The organism is Pseudomonas marginalis (assembly GCF_900105325.1).
Classification (GTDB): domain Bacteria; phylum Pseudomonadota; class Gammaproteobacteria; order Pseudomonadales; family Pseudomonadaceae; genus Aquipseudomonas; species Aquipseudomonas marginalis.
In genome coordinates, this window is sequence record NZ_FNSU01000004.1 from 454,241 (window position 1) to 470,155 (window position 15,915).

Genomic DNA, 15,915 nt, shown 5'->3' on the forward strand with positions numbered 1-15,915 from the left:
CCCATCAGCGCGCTCGCACTGCACACACGGCGATGGTGCAGGCGACTCTTGCCGCTAACAGCTTCCCACTGCTTTTGAGCTATAATCCCGCCCTTTAGCTGTTTCCTGCCCAGGCGGGAAGCACACTTTTTTCAGGCGCAACCCGCCTGCATGCAGACTAAAAGAGGCTAGACCCCTGTGGCATTGACGATTCTTGGCCTGTCCGGCGCCCTTAGCCATGATCCTTCCGCAGCCTTGTATATCGACGGCAAGCTGATCGCGGCCGCCGAAGAAGAGCGCTTCGTACGCGACAAACATGCAAAGAACCGCATGCCCTACGAGTCGGCGAAGTTCTGCCTGGAACAGGCCGGCATCAAGCCTTCCGACGTTGATGTGGTGGCGATCCCGTTCGCCCCGATCAGCCTGTTCGGCGAGGCGCGCTGGCACTACGCCAAGCGTTACTGGTACGCCCCGGACCGCGCACTTGACGCGATCCTGATGGGCAACCGTCGCTACAAGCGCTATCGCAACAAGATCGTCTGGTGCCTGGAGCAACTGGGCTTCGACCCGAAGAAAATCAAGATCGAACCGGTTGAACACCACCTGGCCCACGCGTCCAGCGCCTACCACTGCTCCGGCTTCCAGGAGAAGACCGCGATCCTCGGCATCGACGGCAAGGGTGAGTACGCCACCACGTTCTTCGGCTACGGCGAAAACGGCAAGATCCACAAGATCAAGGAATTCTACGATCCGGACTCCCTCGGCGGCCTGTACGGCGCGATCACCGAGTTCCTCGGTTTCGAGATGCTCGACGGCGAGTTCAAGGTCATGGGCATGGCGCCGTACGGCGATGCCAGCAAGTACGACTTCTCGCGCCTGGCCTCGTTTGAAAACGGCGAGCTGGTGATCAACACCGACTACGCCAACGTCATTGGCCTGCGCCGTTATAAAGAGAAGGGCAAGGGCTTCTACTTCTCGCCGAAACTGATCGAGTGGCTGGGCCCCAAGCGCGAAGGCGACATCGCCGACGAGCCTTACATTCACTACGCCGCCAGCATGCAGGCGCTGTTTGAAAAGCTGGCCTTGCAGATGATCGACCATTACCTGGGCGATATCCTCAAGGACACCGGCAAGCTGGCCTTCGCCGGCGGCTGCGCGCTGAACGTCAAGCTGAACCAGAAGATCATTGCCCGTGACGACGTGAAAGAGCTGTTCGTGCAGCCGGCGTCCGGCGATGCCGGCACCGCCGTCGGTGCCGCCGCCTACGTGTCCCACGCTCGTGGTGTACCGGTGGAGAAGATGGAACACGTCTACCTCGGCCCGTCCTACAGCAACGAAGACGTGATCGCCGCCTGCGCCAAGCACGAGAGCAAGCCGAACTGGCGCAGGATCGAGAACATGCCCAAGCGCATTGCCAAGATCATGGTCGACGGCAACCCGGTGGCCTGGTTCCAGGGCCGCATGGAGTTTGGCCCGCGTGCCTTGGGCGGTCGTTCGATCATCGGTTGCCCAAGTGCGACCGGCGTGGCCGACCGTATCAACCACCAGATCAAGTTCCGCGAGCGCTGGAGGCCTTTCTGCCCGTCGATGCTCGACACCGTGGCCCCGCAGATGATCAAGGTCGATCACCCGGCGCCGTTCATGACCTTCACCTTTGAAGTGTCGGAAGAGTGGAAGACCCGCGTGCCGGAAGTGGTGCATGAAGACGGCACCTCCCGCGCCCAGGTGCTCAAGCGCGAATACAACCCGCGCTACTACGACATGATGAAAGAGCTGGAAGTACTGACCGGCAACGGCGTGTCCCTGAACACCTCGCTCAACCGTCGTGGCGAAGCGATGATCTGCTCGCCGACCGACGCGCTGAACATGTTCTTCGGCTCCGACCTGCAGTACCTGATCATGGAAGACATCCTGGTCGTCAAGGACGGCGTGGACCCTTATGACGCGCTCGGCTGAACGCCACGTCCTGCAGTTCTGCCATGGCTATGACGGGCCATTCCTGGACTGCGCGCGGCAGTACGCCAGTTTGTTCGCAGGCTCCGGCTACAAGGTGACCACGGTGTTTCTCACCGGGGTCGCCGACCCGCACGTGGCCGCCGGTTGTGCGTCCGATGAAGTGTTGTTCATGGAATTCAGCTCCAAGGCCATTCGTGGCCTGAAGCTGGGTGCCATTCGTGAACTGCGCAAGATCGCCGCGTCGCGCAACTTCAGTTTTTGTATCGCGCACCGTTTCAAGCCGATCTACATCGCCTTGCTCGGCACACGGCTGCCGGTGATTGGCGTGCATCACGCCTTTGGTGACTATCAGCGTCGCAGTCGCAGGCTGTTTGCCGGGATCTTCCGCAAGCGCCTGAGCCTGCTGGGGGTTTCCGACGCGGTGCGTGACGATATGCGCCGTTGCCTGCCGACCTGGCCGGCGGCACGCATCCAGACGTTGTACAACCGCATCGACGTCGACGCCTTGCAGGCCACACAGGTGCCTGCACATGAGGCGCGCGACGCGTTGGGGTTGTCGCCGGACGAATGGGTGGTCGGCAATGTCGGCCGCCTGCACCCGGACAAGGACCAGGCCACACTGCTCAAGGGCTTTGCCCAGGCGCTGGCGCACTTGCCGGCCGAAAGCCGCCTGGCGATCCTCGGCAGCGGGCGCCTGGAGCAGGACCTCAAGGCCCTCGCACGGGAGCTGGGCATTGCCGACAAGGTGCTGTTCCTCGGCCAGGTGCCGGATGCGCGTCGGTACTTCCGGGCATTCGATGTGTTTGCCCTGAGCTCCGACCACGAACCCTTTGGCATGGTGCTGCTGGAAGCCATGGCGGCCGGCGTCCCGTTGCTGGCGACGGCCTGTGGCGGTGCGAAGGAGGTGGTCGAGGGCGTGGGTATCCTGTTTCCCTTCGGCGATGCCGAACACCTTGCCCAGGGGCTGCGGCATCTGGCAGCAATGGATCAACACCAGCAACGGCAATGCGCCGAAATGATGCTGGAGCGCCTGCGCGAGCGTTTCTCGGATCAGGCGGTACGCGATACCTTCTGGCAATTGCCACACGTTATTGAACTGACCGCGGGGGCTTGATGCTCAATCGATTCCAAGGCTGGCGCGAGCGTGGCTGGTCCGTCGTCGATGCGCCGGTCTACAGCGATGCCTGGCAGCGTTTTGGCGGCAGTGTCGCGACCCACCCACAAGTGATCGAACGTCTGGCCGGGCTGGCCGACATCCCGGTGCGTTACCTGGCCTGGGAGCAGGGTGGCGAGCTTCAGGCATGCATCGCGACCTGGGGGCGAGACCTGGCCTTGTCCAAGGATGTGCTCAAGCAACGCGGCAAAAAAGGTCTGTTCGACCTGGGTAACGCCGAGTTGATCCTGCCCGCCGCGCCTCAAGCCCAAGCGCCCTTGCGGCACCGCGCACGCTACTTGTCGGCCCTGAATGAAGGCCGTTTCAGCGGCCTCAAGCCCCAGGCCGAACAATTGGCCATGGCCCGCACCCCGGAAGAACTGTCGAAGAAGTTCCGCTACAACCAGCGTCGCGAACTGCGCTTGCTGGAAGAGGCCGGTGGGGTGGTGCGACCGGTGAGCGAGTTTTCCAGCGAGGAGCTGGCGGCGATCTACTGCGACCTGTTCCTGCGCCGCTGGGGCTTTGTCGCCACCGGCGCCGAACGCATGGCCGAGGTGATCGAGCTGCTGCGCGAATGGCTGATCGGTTCGGTGATCTTCCTCAATGATGCGCCCATCGCGGTCCAGTTGGTGTACCGGGTCGAGTCGCCGGAGTGGATCAGCGTGGAGTACGTCAACGGTGGCGTCGACCCTGAAACCCGGGCGTTCAGCCCGGGCAGTGTCCTGAGCTTCCTCAATACCCAGGGCGCCTGGGAACAGGCACGTGAAGTCGGCAAGCCGCTGCGTTTCTCCTTCGGGCGTGCCGACCGCGAGTACAAGGACCGTTGGTGCAACCCTGTGCCGGTGCTGACCGTATGAGCCGCAAACAGCAATTGCTCAAGCGCCATCGGCGCAACAAACGGGTCGGCTTGCTGATCGGCTTGCTGCTGCTGGTGGTGATTGGTATCTGGGTGGCGTGGTGGCTGCCGTTGGCGCTCGGTGTGCTGGCCTGGATCGCCCACGAGGCATGGTTTGCCGACCATCTGTTTTATGCGCCCAACGAAGACTACCGATACCGGTTTTCGACGGATGCCGAGGTGGCCGGGGTTCGCTTCGACGGTGACCGGCTGCGGGTGGATTCGCCGCTGCAAGCCGAGGCGACCCTGGTATTGGCTATCAAGGTCAAGAGTGGTTGGTTGGGACGTTTCCTGGATCCGGCCATTGAGATTCTGGGCGGCGGGAGCACTGACCGACAGGCCTTCGAGCGCGGGGTGAATGGCGTTCGCTACCTGAACCTCAGTGGCTGGGCGCCGGCCCTGATGTCCGGTGAGTTGCGTTTACGCGGGCGCTTTTGCAGCCTGCAGGGCGCTCCTCGGCTGTGGGCCTGGGGTACGCCGGATTATTCGGCGCAGCGGGTCATGGTTATCGCGCCTCATGCCGACGATGCCGAATTGGCTGCCTTCGGTCTTTACAGCCAGGCCGACAAGCCGTGGATCGTGACCCTTACCGCCGGTGAAATCGAAGCCGAGCACTATCAACGCATGGGCCTGGATCCGGTCGAGGCCGCGCGGACCAAAGGGCGCCTGCGTGCCTGGGACAGCATTGCCGTGCCGCTTTGGGCCGGCGTACCACAGGCACACTGTGTGCAGCTGGGTTACTTCTGCCTGCAACTGTCGGCGATGCGCGCTGCGCCTGATCAGCCGATCGCTTCGCGCGAGGCCGACCTGTCGGATACCCGCCTGTTCCGCCAATTCAACCCTTTCCCGTTGCCGGCGGATGCCGATGGCCTGCCGACCTGGCAAAACCTGCTCGCCGATCTGCGTCAGTTGCTGCTGACCGCACGCCCTGAAGTGATCGTCTTGCCCCATCCGGTCCTGGATCCTCATCCGGACCACATCTGTGCGCAGCAAGCGGTGATCGAAGCCTTGCAAGGTTTGGAGTGGCAGCCGACCACCGTGCTCGGCTACGCCAACCACCTGCATGACAACGACCGCTGGCCCATGGGCGACGCGGGCACCGGTATTGCCTTGCCGCCGCTGTTCGATGACGCGCTGGAACTGTGGCCGTGCAGCCTGTCGCTGTCGCCGGCCCGGCAGCGCGACAAGGCCATGGCGCTGGGCATGATGCATGACCTGCAACCCGCCCCGCCGTTCAAGCGTCGTGTGCGGCGCTGGCTGCAACGGGTCTTGGCGGGACGGGCGCGGTCGCCTTATGGTGAGAACGAGTTTTTCCGCAAGGCCGTACGACGGCATGAGTTGTTCTGGCGTTTGTGACGGCAGTTGTGAAAGGGAAGGTCATGAAAGTTTTGTTTCTGGTACAGAAAGAACAGCGCGCGATTCTCGATCGCCTGTACGAAGGCATTGCCGAGCACTGCGAGTGTGATACCCGCTGGCTGAGCAGTGCTGAGCAGCGCAACCTGCGCGGTTACTTCAAGCGTGAAGTCGACGTGAGCCGTTATGACCGCATCGTGTTCTTCCTGCGGTTCAAGCAGGAGATTCGCCAGGCCGGCTTTATCCGTACGATCCCGAACCTGGTGATCCTCGAACACGATGCCTACCAGAACTACATTCCCTGCAAGTACACGGGCAAGTTCAGTGCCCATTACCGTCGCTTGCCGTGGGTGCGGGTCATCAGTTCGGGGCATATGGTGACCGAGCGCCTGCGCGCCGAAGGCTTCGATGCGGTGTTCGTGCCCAAGGGCTACGATCAGGCGCTGTTGCAGGCCCAGGGATTGGAGCGCGACATTGAGCTGGCATTTGTCGGCAGCACCAACAGCGTGGCCTACAGTGGTCGCAAGGCATTGCTCGATGAGTTGGCCCGCGTTGAACCTTTGGTGGTTACGCGCACCAAATCCGGTGAGGAATACTGCGCAACCCTCAACCGGATTCGTTTTTTCGTCAGTGCCGACGTGGGCATGGGCGAGTATATGATCAAGAACTTCGAAGCCATGGCCTGTGGTTGTGTGCTGCTGGCGTTTGACCAGGGTGCCGGGGAAAACCAGGCCCTTGGCTTCAAGGACATGGTCAATGTGGTGTTCTATAAAGACATTCCCCAGTTGCAGGAAAAACTCGCTGCATTGCGATCCAATCCTCAACTGGCGGCCGAGATTGCGCGCAACGGGCAGGACCTCGCGGTCAGCCAGTTCAGCTTTGCGCGCATCGGCCAGCGCATTGTCGAGGCGCTGAAGCCGCCGCTGCGGCCCCGGGCACCGTTGAGTTTGCTGGAAACGCTGCGCTTGAAACTAGGCGTTTGATATCTGCCAGGTGGCCGCGCTTGGTGGCCTTATGATATTATCGAGGCTTGAATGCAATTCTCCGCTCAAAGCGATATAACGCTCGTCGTGACCAGTTGTGGTCGCTTCGATTTGCTGAAGCGCACGCTCGCGAGCTTCGATCTGTTCAATACAGCGGCCATCCGCGAAGTCTTCATTACCGAAGACTCTGGCGATGACGCGGTACGCCTGGCGATTCCCGAGCATTGGCTCGGCCATTGCACGTTCCTGATCAACCGCCCGAAGCTGGGGCAATTGGCATCCATCGACTTGGCCTACGGGTCGGTCAAGACCCCGTACATATTCCATTGCGAAGATGACTGGGCGTTTTATCGACCCGGTTTTGTCGAGGATTCGAAGACAGTGCTGGAGCAGCGTCCCGATATTCTCCAAGTCTGGTTGCGCAATTACGTTTACGACTTGCAGGTGCACAGCCCCTATATTCATCTGGGGCCGCGCGAGGTGATTGGCGGGGTACCTTGTTATTCCTTGCTGTCCGACAAGCCTGAGTGGCAAGGGTTCTCGCTGAACCCGGGGCTGCGACGTATCAAGGAATACCGGTTATGTGCGCCCTATGCCGGGTTCGAGGGTGAGAAAGGGCTTTCCAGGCGTTACGCGCAGCTGAACCTGGGCGCCGTCACCCTGGAGGGCGATGCGGTCTTGCACACCGGTTTCGGTTTGCATGTGGCGACGGCGGAAGAGCGCTTGACCAAGGCGCGGCGCAAGCGGCGAGAGCGGGTCAAGCTGGTGCTCATGCTGATCCTGGGGGTCGGCATCGGTTGGTTGATCCGCCAGTAAATACGACGAGCCACACCAACGCCGCATAAGGTTTTTTCGATGAGTATTCTCAACATCATGTGGGCTGGTGGCTCTGCATTCGCTTCGGTGCAGAAGGTTCATCAGCAAATACTGGCCCAGGCCGACAGCGATGTGCCGGTGCACACCTGGTTGCTTCAGGGCAGCGCCGCTGGCAGCGATGGCCTGGTCGAACAGGCCGTCGAGTGGAACCTCTCATCCGCCAGGCTCAAGGGGCGGCACCTGTGGAAGTGGCTGATGCCCTGGATGCGTGCGCGCTTCCAGAAGGCCCTGCCTGAGGATGTGCAGGTTGTATTGCTTGATGGCATCGGTGTCGCGCGGGTGCTTTTACCGGTGCTCAAGCACTTGCCGCAGGTGCGGGCCGTGGTGATTTTTCATGGCGTCACGCGCTTGCGCAAAGCTGATCGCAAGCTCTTCGAGCAACTCCCGGCGTCGCAACTGACGCTGGCGGCCGTGTCGCAAACCCTCGCCGGCTCCCTTGAGCGTTACCTGCAACGGCCCGTGGCGGTGCTGCGCAGTGCCTTCGATCCTGCGGTGTTTCGTGCCGCCGCGCTTGCCCGTGAGCCGGCTCGATCCCGCCTGGGGCTGCCGTTGGATGGCTCGCCGGCAGTGGGGGCAGTAGGTCGACTGGTCGACGGCAAGGGGTTTGGCTGTTTGCTGGAGGCCTTTGCCAGTGCGACGGCCGATCGGCCGGATGCGCGCCTGGTGATCATCGGCGAGGGGCCGGCGAGGCCCAGGCTTGAGGCGCGTATCGAGGCGCTTGGCTTGCGCGACAAGGTGTACCTGCCGGGGCATCTTCCTGAGGCGGCGACCCTTTATCGGGCGTTTGACTGGGTCGCCATTCCGTCGACGGAAGAGGGCCTGGGGTTGATCCTACAAGAGGCGGTGATGGCCGGCGTGCCTGTACTGACCAGCGAACTGGCGGTGTTCCGCGAACAACTGGGTGATGCCGGCTGGTACGCGCCCGTAGACAGCGCCACGTCCTGGGGGCAACTCCTGGCACGCGCGTTCGTGAGTTCCGGCGTGCAGGTTGTCGAGGCTCAATCGCGGGCGTTGGCGCCGGAGCAGGCCTGGAACGATTTCACTGAAACCACCCAGCGGCTGTTCTCATGCCGCTAGCAGCGCCTGCTCCAGTGCTTGCATTGGAAAGTGTTCGTTCAGCTTCTCGCGCGCAATATAGCGGGCGAAGTGTTGCAGGTTGCGCCTTGCCAGTTCCGGGTTCAGGGGCGCGCGCAGGAAGCGCATGTCGGCCACGTCGATCAGGCCCATTTCATTGTCCGGTGTCACGACAATATTGCCCAGGTGCAACGAACGGAAGTAGATGCCCGCGCCATGCAGGCGGCGAATAAGGGCCACCAGCGGGTCGAGGTTGGTGTGCCAGTCAAAGCCTTCACGGTTGGAAATCTGGCGCAGCGTTTCGCCCGGCAAGGGGCGGTAGAGTACGGCGGTCATGCCGGGCGCCGTCAGTTGAAAGAACGCGAGCACGGTCAGGGTCGGGATGCCCCGTTGTTGCAACTGCGCCACGTTGTCGATGAAACGCTTGGAGTACGGGCGGAACAGCGCGGACGACAGCAGGCGCTTGCGGCGAAACAGCTTGAGGATGTTCCCGTCGGTCAGCAGGTAGACTTTGGGGCCGTAGCTGTCCTGTTCCAGGATTCTGGCACCTTCAATCATCGCGGTTAAATCGGCTTGGGAAAGCCTTGAACATTGCATCGTCGGAAAGCCTTGTGGGAGTCGCGGGCACAGTGATCGGTAATAATGCCGAAAGTTTTGGGTTTTAACCATGCCGGGTTGGCGGGTTGAACGTATTCAGGAGCGGGTGATGCAAGCAAGTCGTTGGGCGCAGGTATGGATGATTTTCGGGTTACTTTGGTTTTTGCTGGCGATTGCTTTTGCCCCGACCAATAAGATTTATCAACAGGGTTTGACGCTGTTCCTGTGGTTGCCGGCGATGGTGTTTGCCTGGTCGGCCCGTGAGCGTCTCATGGAGGTCTGGCGCGAACAGCGCTGGCTCTGCGTGATGGTCGGGTTGCTGGCAGCTTGGGGGGCGATCAGCCTGACGTGGACCAATGCCGAGGACCCTTCGCGCGAAGCCAAGCGTCTGCTGTACATCGGCGTGTTCCTGCTGTTTTTCCCGGTATTCGCCTGTGGTCGGACCGAGCAGGTGATCCGCGTGATGCAATGGGGTGGTTTCGGCCTGGCCCTGTCGTCGCTCCTGGCGATCATCAAATTCTATGGCTTTGAGCATAACGACTGGTATGCGCGCCTCGAAGGCCTGGGCCAGTTGAGCCATCCGATCCTGGGTGCCTATGTGATCGGCCTGGCTGCCGTGTGGTTGCTGCACTGGCTGCCGCGCGGTCGCTGGATGCAGGTGGGATGGGCAGTGTCCATCGCGTTGCTTGGGTTGTTCGTGGTGCTGAGTCAAAGCCGCGGCGCCGCACTGGCGTTGTTGCTGACTGTCGTGGCAATGCCGGCCTGGTGCCGTGACCGCCGTAGCACGGTGATTGCCATTGGTGCGGTCATCGCGGCGCTGGCGGTGTTCTTCGCCATGCAGTCCCTGGTGCTGGCCCGGGGTGTGTCTTACCGACCGCAGATCTTCATGGCCGCCGTGCAGATGATCAGCGAGCGCCCGTGGACCGGCCTGGGGCTGGGCGGGGACTACAAGGTATTTGCCGATAACCTCTTTTTCGATCACTCCCACAACCTGTTCACCCACGTGAGCATCGAGTTGGGCCTGCCCGGCCTGCTGCTGTGGTGCGGCCTGTGGTTCGGTGTGCTGTGGCAGGCCTGGAAGGCCCGCGACACGCTCTATGGCAAGGGCATCACCGGCATGTGGGTGTTTTCGTTCCTGGCCATGCAATTCGATGCCGCCAGCCTGACCGGCACGCCGCGGGCCGAGTGGTTTATCTCCTGGCTGCCGATTGCCCTGGCCAGTGTTTTGGTCTGGGCTCGGGCCAAACCCGACGCGTGTGATAAAGTTCGCGTCCTACCCAATCAGTGAGCTCGACACATGAGTGACGCACCGCCCAAAGCGGACCAGGAATCCAGCCTGAAAATCTATTTCCGGCTGCTGGGCTATGTGAAACCGTACCTCGGCATGTTCCTGCTGAGTATCGTGGGCTTCGTGATCTTCGCTTCGACCCAGCCAATGCTCGCCGGGATTCTCAAGTACTTCGTCGATGGCTTGAGCAACCCCGATGTGGTGTTCCTGCCCAATATCCCGTTGTTCAAGGACCTGAAGTTGCTGATGGCCGTGCCGCTGCTGATCATCCTGATCGCCGCGTGGCAGGGGCTGGGGTCGTTCCTGGGCAACTACTACCTGGCCAAGGTTTCCCTGGGGCTGGTGCATGACCTGCGGGTCCAGTTGTTCAACAAGCTGCTGGTGTTGCCTAACCGCTATTTCGATACCCACAACTCCGGGCACCTGATTTCCCGTATCACCTTCAACGTGACCATGGTCACCGGTGCGGCCACCGATGCAATCAAGGTGGTGATCCGCGAAGGCCTGACGGTGGTGTTCCTGTTCGGCTACCTGCTGTGGATGAACTGGAAGCTGACCCTCGTGATGCTGGCGATCCTGCCGCTGATCGCGATCATGGTCGGCAGCACCAGCAAGAAATTCCGCAAGCAGAGCAAGAAGATCCAGGTGGCAATGGGCGATGTGACGCACGTCGCTTCGGAAACCATCCAGGGTTACCGCGTGGTACGCAGCTTCGGTGGCGAAAGCTACGAGGAGCGTCGCTTTGCCGCCGCCAGCCAGGGCAATACCGACAAGCAGCTGCGCATGAACAAGACCGGTGCGGTCTATACGCCGATGCTGCAACTGGTGATCTACACGGCCATGGCCGCGTTGATGTTCCTGGTGCTGCTGTTGCGCGGTGAAGCCACGGCGGGTGACCTGGTGGCCTACATTACTGCGGCGGGCCTGCTGCCCAAGCCGATTCGCCAGCTGTCGGAAGTCAGCTCGACGATCCAGAAAGGCGTGGCCGGTGCCGAGAGCATCTTCGAACAACTGGATGAAGAGCCCGAAGTCGACAGCGGCACTGTGGAGCGTGATCGCGTCAGCGGTCGCCTGGACGTGCGCAACCTGAGTTTCACCTACCCGGGTACGGAGCGTGAGGTGCTCAAGAACATCAGCTTCAGCGCAGCCCCTGGGCAGATGATCGCCCTGGTCGGCCGCTCGGGCAGCGGCAAGTCGACCCTGGCCAGCCTGATCCCGCGTTTCTACCATCATGAAACCGGGGAAATCCTGCTGGACGAGGTCGAGATCGAAGACTACCGCCTGCGTAACCTGCGTCGTCACGTGGCCCAGGTGACCCAGCATGTGACCTTGTTCAACGACACCGTGGCCAACAACATCGCCTACGGCGACCTGGCCGATGCACCCCGTGCCGACATCGAGAAAGCCGCCGCCGACGCCTACGCCATGGACTTCATCTCCGAGCTGCCAAAAGGCCTGGACACCGAAGTCGGTGAAAATGGCGTGCTGCTTTCCGGTGGTCAACGTCAGCGCCTGGCGATCGCCCGGGCCCTGCTGAAAAATGCCCCGCTGCTGATCCTCGATGAGGCCACTTCGGCTCTGGATACCGAGTCCGAGCGGCATATCCAGGCTGCACTGGACAAGGTCATGAAAGGTCGCACCACCCTGGTGATTGCGCACCGTTTGTCCACCATCGAGAAAGCCGACCTGATTCTGGTGATGGACCACGGCGAAATTGTCGAGCGCGGGACACATCTCGAACTGCTGGCCATGGGTGGTTATTACTCGCGCCTGCACGCCATGGGGCTGGACGAGCCGGCCACGGCAAACATCACCTGACCGACCGGGGCGCGCAATGCGCCCCGGTGTTTGTATCAGGCCCGTTACAGGGCTTGACCAAAGCCAAATAATCCAGCGCTTGTCGTTTGGTATGTTGGCCTTCTCGATTCGAATGACGAACGAGAGGGCTAACCTTCTTGCGTGGGTATTGGAATGTTGCAACGTCTACTGTGGAAGCTGCTTCCCAAACACCAGAGGGTGTTTCTGCTGGGGCGTTTGTCGGTGGTGGATCGCCAAGCGGTGAACAAATCCCTGTCTGGGGTAGCAACGCTTAACCCGGCTTTCGAACGACACCAGTGCGTGTTTATCCATGTGCCCAAATGCGCCGGCAGCAGCGTGTGCTCGGCACTTCTCGAGGGGCGCTGGCCGGGGCATCTGCCGTATTACTGGTATGAGCAGCAATTTCCCCAACACTGCGAGCGCAGCTTCAAATTCGCTTTCGTACGCGACCCGCTGGAGCGCGCTTACTCGGCCTATACCTACTTGCGCGGCAACCCTATGGGCGCTCGCGACCTGCAAGCCCAGTCGCTTGTTTCCAGCTACCGCGACTTCGACCATTTCATTGCCGGCTGGCTGCACCCGGATAACCTGCGACGTCAATTGCACTTTGCTCCCCAGACCGACTTCCTGGTCGATCACATGGGCCAGATGGCCATGGACTTCCTCGGGCGCCAGGAGTCTTTGCAGCAAGACTTCCTGCACCTGTGCGAACGCCTCGGCGTGGACTCATCCCTGCCACATCTGAATGTTTCACTGGGGCGTCGCCACGAGGCGGTCAGGGACTTTTGCTCCTCGCGCACGCGCCGATTGGTCAGGCGTGCCTATCAACGTGACTACGAGGTGTTGGGTTATGAATAGCCAGTTGCTGACCGGCGGTGGCGCTGCCATCCGTCCCTTTTCCCTATCGCTGTCCGTGGCCGCACGGGCGGCACTCAAGCATCAGCAGCCCTGCTGCGTATGGCTGACGGGGCTGTCCGGGTCCGGCAAGTCGACCCTGGCCAATGCCCTGGAGGTGCAACTCAACGAGCAGGGGCGGCACACCTTCGTGCTTGATGGCGATAACTTGCGCGCGGGGCTGTGCAATGACCTGGGCATGAGCGACGCGGCGCGCAAGGAAAATATCCGGCGTATCGGCGAAGTGGCGCGCCTGATGGTGGACGCCGGCTTGATTGTCATTGTGTCGGCGATCTCGCCGTTCAGCGTCGATCGGGCGCGGGCCAGGGCGCTGTTCGGGCCGGAGCAGTTCTTTGAGATTTATGTCAGCACGCCCTTTGACGTATGTGCCCGGCGCGATCCCAAGGGCTTGTACCGCGCCGCACTGGAGGGGCGCATCAAGGCCTTCACCGGGTTGGACAGCCCCTATGAGGCACCGCTTGCGGCCGACTGCGAAATCAATACCGATGAGGTCGAGTTGGCCGAAGCCGTGGAGCAGATCCTGGCGGCACTGTTTAAAAAGTGATCAGTTTCAGTGCCTGATGCATCGCGGATAAAGCTCTCGAACTAGGCGGCGCTCACCCTGTGCTAATATCGCGCCCCTGTTCATTTTGTATGTGGGTTGCTCCATGAAGTTGTCCATGCCGCGATTCGATCAAGCCCCTGTCTTGGTGGTCGGCGATGTCATGCTCGACCGTTACTGGCATGGCGGTACCTCACGGATTTCCCCTGAGGCGCCGGTACCGGTAGTCAAGGTCGAGCAAATCGAAGACCGTCCAGGTGGCGCTGCCAACGTTGCCCTCAATATTGCCGCCCTCGGCGCCCCGGCCTCCCTGGTCGGTGTGACCGGCGACGACGAAGCCGCCGACAGCCTGGCCAACAGCCTGCGCGGCGCCGGCGTGCGCGCGCTGTTCCAGCGCATTGCCCATCAGCCGACCATCGTCAAGCTGAGGGTGATGAGCCGTCACCAGCAATTGCTGCGTATCGATTTCGAAGAACCCTTCGCCACCGACGCCCTGGCTCTCAGTGGCCAGGTCGACGCGTTGCTCGAAGGTATCAAGGTGCTGGTGTTGTCCGACTACGGCAAAGGCGCCCTGAAGAACCACCAGGAACTGATCCAGGCCGCCAAGGCGCGGAACATTCCGGTACTGGCCGATCCCAAGGGCAAGGACTTCTCGATTTATCGAGGTGCCAGCCTGATCACACCGAACCTCAGCGAGTTCGAAGCCATCGTCGGCGGTTGCGCCGATGAGCACGACCTGGTGAGCAAAGGCGCGGCACTTATGGCCGACCTTGACCTCGGCGCCTTGCTGGTGACCCGTGGCGAGCACGGCATGACCCTGCTGCGTCCCGGTCACCCGGCGATGCACCTGCCGGCGCGTGCCCGTGAAGTGTTTGACGTCACCGGTGCCGGTGACACCGTGATTTCCACCCTGGCGGCCTCCATTGCGGCCGGCGAAGAGTTGCCCCACGCCGTGGCCCTGGCCAACCTGGCGGCGGGCATTGTAGTCGGCAAGCTGGGGACGGCCGCGATCAGCGCGCCTGAACTGCGCCGTGCGATCCAGCGCTCCGAAGGTTCGGAACGTGGTGTGCTGAGCATCGAGCAATTGCTGCTGGCGATTGACGATGCCCGTGCCCACAACGAAAGCATTGTGTTCACCAATGGCTGTTTCGACATCCTGCACGCCGGCCATGTGACCTACCTGGAGCAGGCTCGCGCCCAAGGTGATCGGCTGATCGTCGCGGTCAACGATGACGCGTCGGTCAGCCGCCTGAAAGGCCCTGGCCGTCCGATCAACAGCGTCGACCGACGCATGGCGGTATTGGCCGGGCTGGGCGCGGTGGATTGGGTGATCAGCTTCCCTGAAGCCACCCCGGAAAACCTGCTGGCCCAGGTCAAGCCGGACGTGCTGGTCAAGGGCGGCGACTACTCCGTCGACCAGGTGGTCGGTGCCGACATCGTCAGTGCCTACGGCGGCAAGGTCAAAGTGCTGGGCCTGGTTGAGAACAGCTCGACCACCGCCATTGTCGAGAAGATTCGCAACAATGAGTAAGGCTGATCCGTTGGTCCTGATCACCGGTGGCGCGGGCTTCATTGGCTCGCACCTGGTCGATGCGCTGCTTGCCAAGGGCTACGCAGTGCGTGTGCTGGATAACCTGTCCACGGGCAAACGCAGCAACCTGCCGCTGGACAACCCGCGCGTCGAGCTGCTCGAGGGGGATGTCGCCGATGCCGGGCTGGTGGCGCGTGCCGCTGTCGGCGCGACGGCGGTGGTGCACCTGGCGGCGGTCGCTTCGGTGCAGGCTTCGGTGGATGACCCGGTCAGCACGCACCAGAGCAATTTCGTCGGTACCCTGAATGTCTGCGAAGCCATGCGCAAAGCCGGTGTGAAGCGGGTGGTATTCGCTTCCAGCGCGGCGGTGTATGGCAACAACGGCGAAGGCGCTTCCATTGACGAAGAGACCACCAAGGCGCCGTTGACGCCCTATGCCTCGGACAAGTTGGCCGGCGAGCATTACTTCGACTTCTACCGGCGCCAGCATGGCCTGGAGCCGGTGATTTTCCGCTTCTTCAATATCTTCGGCCCGCGCCAGGATCCGTCATCGCCGTACTCCGGCGTGATCAGCATCTTCAGCGAACGGGCTCAGCAAGGCCTGCCGATTGCCGTGTTCGGCGATGGCGAGCAGACCCGCGACTTCATGTACGTGGAAGACCTGGTGGACGTGCTGGTGCAGGCCATCGAAGCCCCGGACGCGCCGTTGGGGGCGATCAACGTCGGCTGGAACCGCACGACTACCCTCAAGCAGGTGCTGCAGGCACTGGAAGAGGCCATTGGTACGTTGCCTGCCGTGACTTACGGCCCGGCACGCTCGGGAGACATTCGGCATTCGCGGGCGAATAACCAGCGTTTGCTGGCCAGCTTCAAGCTACCTGAGCCGACCCCGCTGACGGTTGGCCTGGCGCGGTTGCTCAGAGGCTGACTGTTCACCTGTAGGAGCGAGCTTGCTC

The 15,915-nt window shown here is 61.8% G+C and carries 14 protein-coding genes; 13 read left to right on the forward strand and 1 reads right to left on the reverse strand.

The window, feature by feature from the left end; genetic code table 11:
- Positions 1-177: 177 nt before the first annotated feature.
- The 7 genes from BLW22_RS32625 to BLW22_RS32655 are packed head-to-tail and all read left to right on the forward strand — an operon-like array spanning position 178 to position 8,272.
- On the forward strand, positions 178-1,935 hold the full coding sequence (locus BLW22_RS32625; RefSeq protein ID WP_027604944.1) for a carbamoyltransferase family protein: 1,758 nt from the start codon (positions 178-180) through the stop codon (positions 1,933-1,935).
- Positions 1,919-3,049, forward strand: a complete 1,131-nt coding sequence (locus BLW22_RS32630) for a glycosyltransferase (RefSeq protein WP_074848550.1) — start codon at positions 1,919-1,921, stop codon at positions 3,047-3,049. Before BLW22_RS32625 ends, BLW22_RS32630 begins: the two co-directional genes overlap by 17 nt.
- Complete coding sequence (locus BLW22_RS32635) at positions 3,049-3,945, forward strand: antimicrobial resistance protein Mig-14 (protein ID WP_074848552.1); 897 nt, start codon at positions 3,049-3,051, stop codon at positions 3,943-3,945. Before BLW22_RS32630 ends, BLW22_RS32635 begins: the two co-directional genes overlap by 1 nt.
- Entirely contained in the window at positions 3,942-5,339 is a 1,398-nt protein-coding gene (locus tag BLW22_RS32640; RefSeq protein WP_074848555.1) for a PIG-L deacetylase family protein, read from the forward strand. The genes BLW22_RS32635 and BLW22_RS32640 overlap by 4 nt, the downstream gene beginning before the upstream one ends.
- A 23-nt stretch (positions 5,340-5,362) precedes the next feature.
- Entirely contained in the window at positions 5,363-6,319 is a 957-nt protein-coding gene (locus tag BLW22_RS32645) for a glycosyltransferase family protein (RefSeq protein ID WP_065925656.1), read from the forward strand.
- A gap of 51 nt (positions 6,320-6,370) precedes the next feature.
- Positions 6,371-7,135, forward strand: coding sequence for a hypothetical protein (locus BLW22_RS32650; protein ID WP_027604939.1), 765 nt, complete (start codon positions 6,371-6,373; stop codon positions 7,133-7,135).
- Between the two features lie 39 nt (positions 7,136-7,174).
- Positions 7,175-8,272 (forward strand): glycosyltransferase, encoded by a 1,098-nt coding sequence (locus BLW22_RS32655; RefSeq protein WP_074848557.1) that lies wholly within the window; start codon positions 7,175-7,177, stop codon positions 8,270-8,272.
- Here the strand turns inward: BLW22_RS32655 and BLW22_RS32660 are convergent.
- Positions 8,261-8,827, reverse strand: a complete 567-nt coding sequence (locus BLW22_RS32660; RefSeq protein WP_027604937.1) for a BUD32 family EKC/KEOPS complex subunit — start codon at positions 8,825-8,827, stop codon at positions 8,261-8,263. The genes BLW22_RS32655 and BLW22_RS32660 overlap by 12 nt on opposite strands.
- Positions 8,828-8,975: 148 nt before the next feature.
- Between BLW22_RS32660 and BLW22_RS32665 the strand changes: the two genes are divergently transcribed.
- The 6 genes from BLW22_RS32665 (at position 8,976) to BLW22_RS32690 (ending at position 15,887) form a co-directional block, all read left to right on the forward strand.
- Complete coding sequence (locus BLW22_RS32665) at positions 8,976-10,154, forward strand: O-antigen ligase family protein (RefSeq protein WP_074848560.1); 1,179 nt, start codon at positions 8,976-8,978, stop codon at positions 10,152-10,154.
- Between the two features lie 9 nt (positions 10,155-10,163).
- Entirely contained in the window at positions 10,164-11,972 is a 1,809-nt protein-coding gene (gene msbA / locus BLW22_RS32670; RefSeq protein ID WP_065925654.1) for a lipid A export permease/ATP-binding protein MsbA, read from the forward strand.
- Positions 11,973-12,125: 153 nt separating this feature from the next.
- Complete coding sequence (locus BLW22_RS32675; RefSeq protein ID WP_065925653.1) at positions 12,126-12,830, forward strand: sulfotransferase family 2 domain-containing protein; 705 nt, start codon at positions 12,126-12,128, stop codon at positions 12,828-12,830.
- Positions 12,823-13,431 carry an adenylyl-sulfate kinase gene (gene cysC / locus BLW22_RS32680; RefSeq protein ID WP_074848563.1) on the forward strand — a complete coding sequence of 203 codons (609 nt, stop codon included), beginning with the start codon at positions 12,823-12,825 and terminating at the stop codon, positions 13,429-13,431. Before BLW22_RS32675 ends, cysC begins: the two co-directional genes overlap by 8 nt.
- A 103-nt stretch (positions 13,432-13,534) precedes the next feature.
- Positions 13,535-14,959, forward strand: a complete 1,425-nt coding sequence (hldE, locus tag BLW22_RS32685; protein ID WP_065925651.1) for a bifunctional D-glycero-beta-D-manno-heptose-7-phosphate kinase/D-glycero-beta-D-manno-heptose 1-phosphate adenylyltransferase HldE — start codon at positions 13,535-13,537, stop codon at positions 14,957-14,959.
- Positions 14,952-15,887 carry an NAD-dependent epimerase/dehydratase family protein gene (locus BLW22_RS32690; RefSeq protein ID WP_065946618.1) on the forward strand — a complete coding sequence of 312 codons (936 nt, stop codon included), beginning with the start codon at positions 14,952-14,954 and terminating at the stop codon, positions 15,885-15,887. Before hldE ends, BLW22_RS32690 begins: the two co-directional genes overlap by 8 nt.
- Positions 15,888-15,915 lie beyond the last annotated feature (28 nt).

What these genes read in the sequence shown, in the direction of transcription:
- BLW22_RS32635 (WP_074848552.1), top strand. Translation starts at nt 3,049, where the DNA reads ATGCTCAATCGATTCCAAGGCTGGCGCGAGCGTGGCTGGTCCGTCGTC.
- BLW22_RS32640 (WP_074848555.1), top strand. Translation starts at nt 3,942, where the DNA reads ATGAGCCGCAAACAGCAATTGCTCAAGCGCCATCGGCGCAACAAACGG.
- BLW22_RS32645 (WP_065925656.1), top strand. Translation starts at nt 5,363, where the DNA reads ATGAAAGTTTTGTTTCTGGTACAGAAAGAACAGCGCGCGATTCTCGAT.
- BLW22_RS32665 (WP_074848560.1), top strand. Translation starts at nt 8,976, where the DNA reads ATGCAAGCAAGTCGTTGGGCGCAGGTATGGATGATTTTCGGGTTACTT.
- BLW22_RS32660 (WP_027604937.1), bottom strand. Translation starts at nt 8,827, where the DNA reads ATGATTGAAGGTGCCAGAATCCTGGAACAGGACAGCTACGGCCCCAAA.
- BLW22_RS32655 (WP_074848557.1), top strand. Translation starts at nt 7,175, where the DNA reads ATGAGTATTCTCAACATCATGTGGGCTGGTGGCTCTGCATTCGCTTCG.
- BLW22_RS32630 (WP_074848550.1), top strand. Translation starts at nt 1,919, where the DNA reads ATGACGCGCTCGGCTGAACGCCACGTCCTGCAGTTCTGCCATGGCTAT.
- BLW22_RS32675 (WP_065925653.1), top strand. Translation starts at nt 12,126, where the DNA reads ATGTTGCAACGTCTACTGTGGAAGCTGCTTCCCAAACACCAGAGGGTG.
- BLW22_RS32650 (WP_027604939.1), top strand. Translation starts at nt 6,371, where the DNA reads ATGCAATTCTCCGCTCAAAGCGATATAACGCTCGTCGTGACCAGTTGT.
- hldE (WP_065925651.1), top strand. Translation starts at nt 13,535, where the DNA reads ATGAAGTTGTCCATGCCGCGATTCGATCAAGCCCCTGTCTTGGTGGTC.
- msbA (WP_065925654.1), top strand. Translation starts at nt 10,164, where the DNA reads ATGAGTGACGCACCGCCCAAAGCGGACCAGGAATCCAGCCTGAAAATC.
- BLW22_RS32690 (WP_065946618.1), top strand. Translation starts at nt 14,952, where the DNA reads ATGAGTAAGGCTGATCCGTTGGTCCTGATCACCGGTGGCGCGGGCTTC.
- cysC (WP_074848563.1), top strand. Translation starts at nt 12,823, where the DNA reads ATGAATAGCCAGTTGCTGACCGGCGGTGGCGCTGCCATCCGTCCCTTT.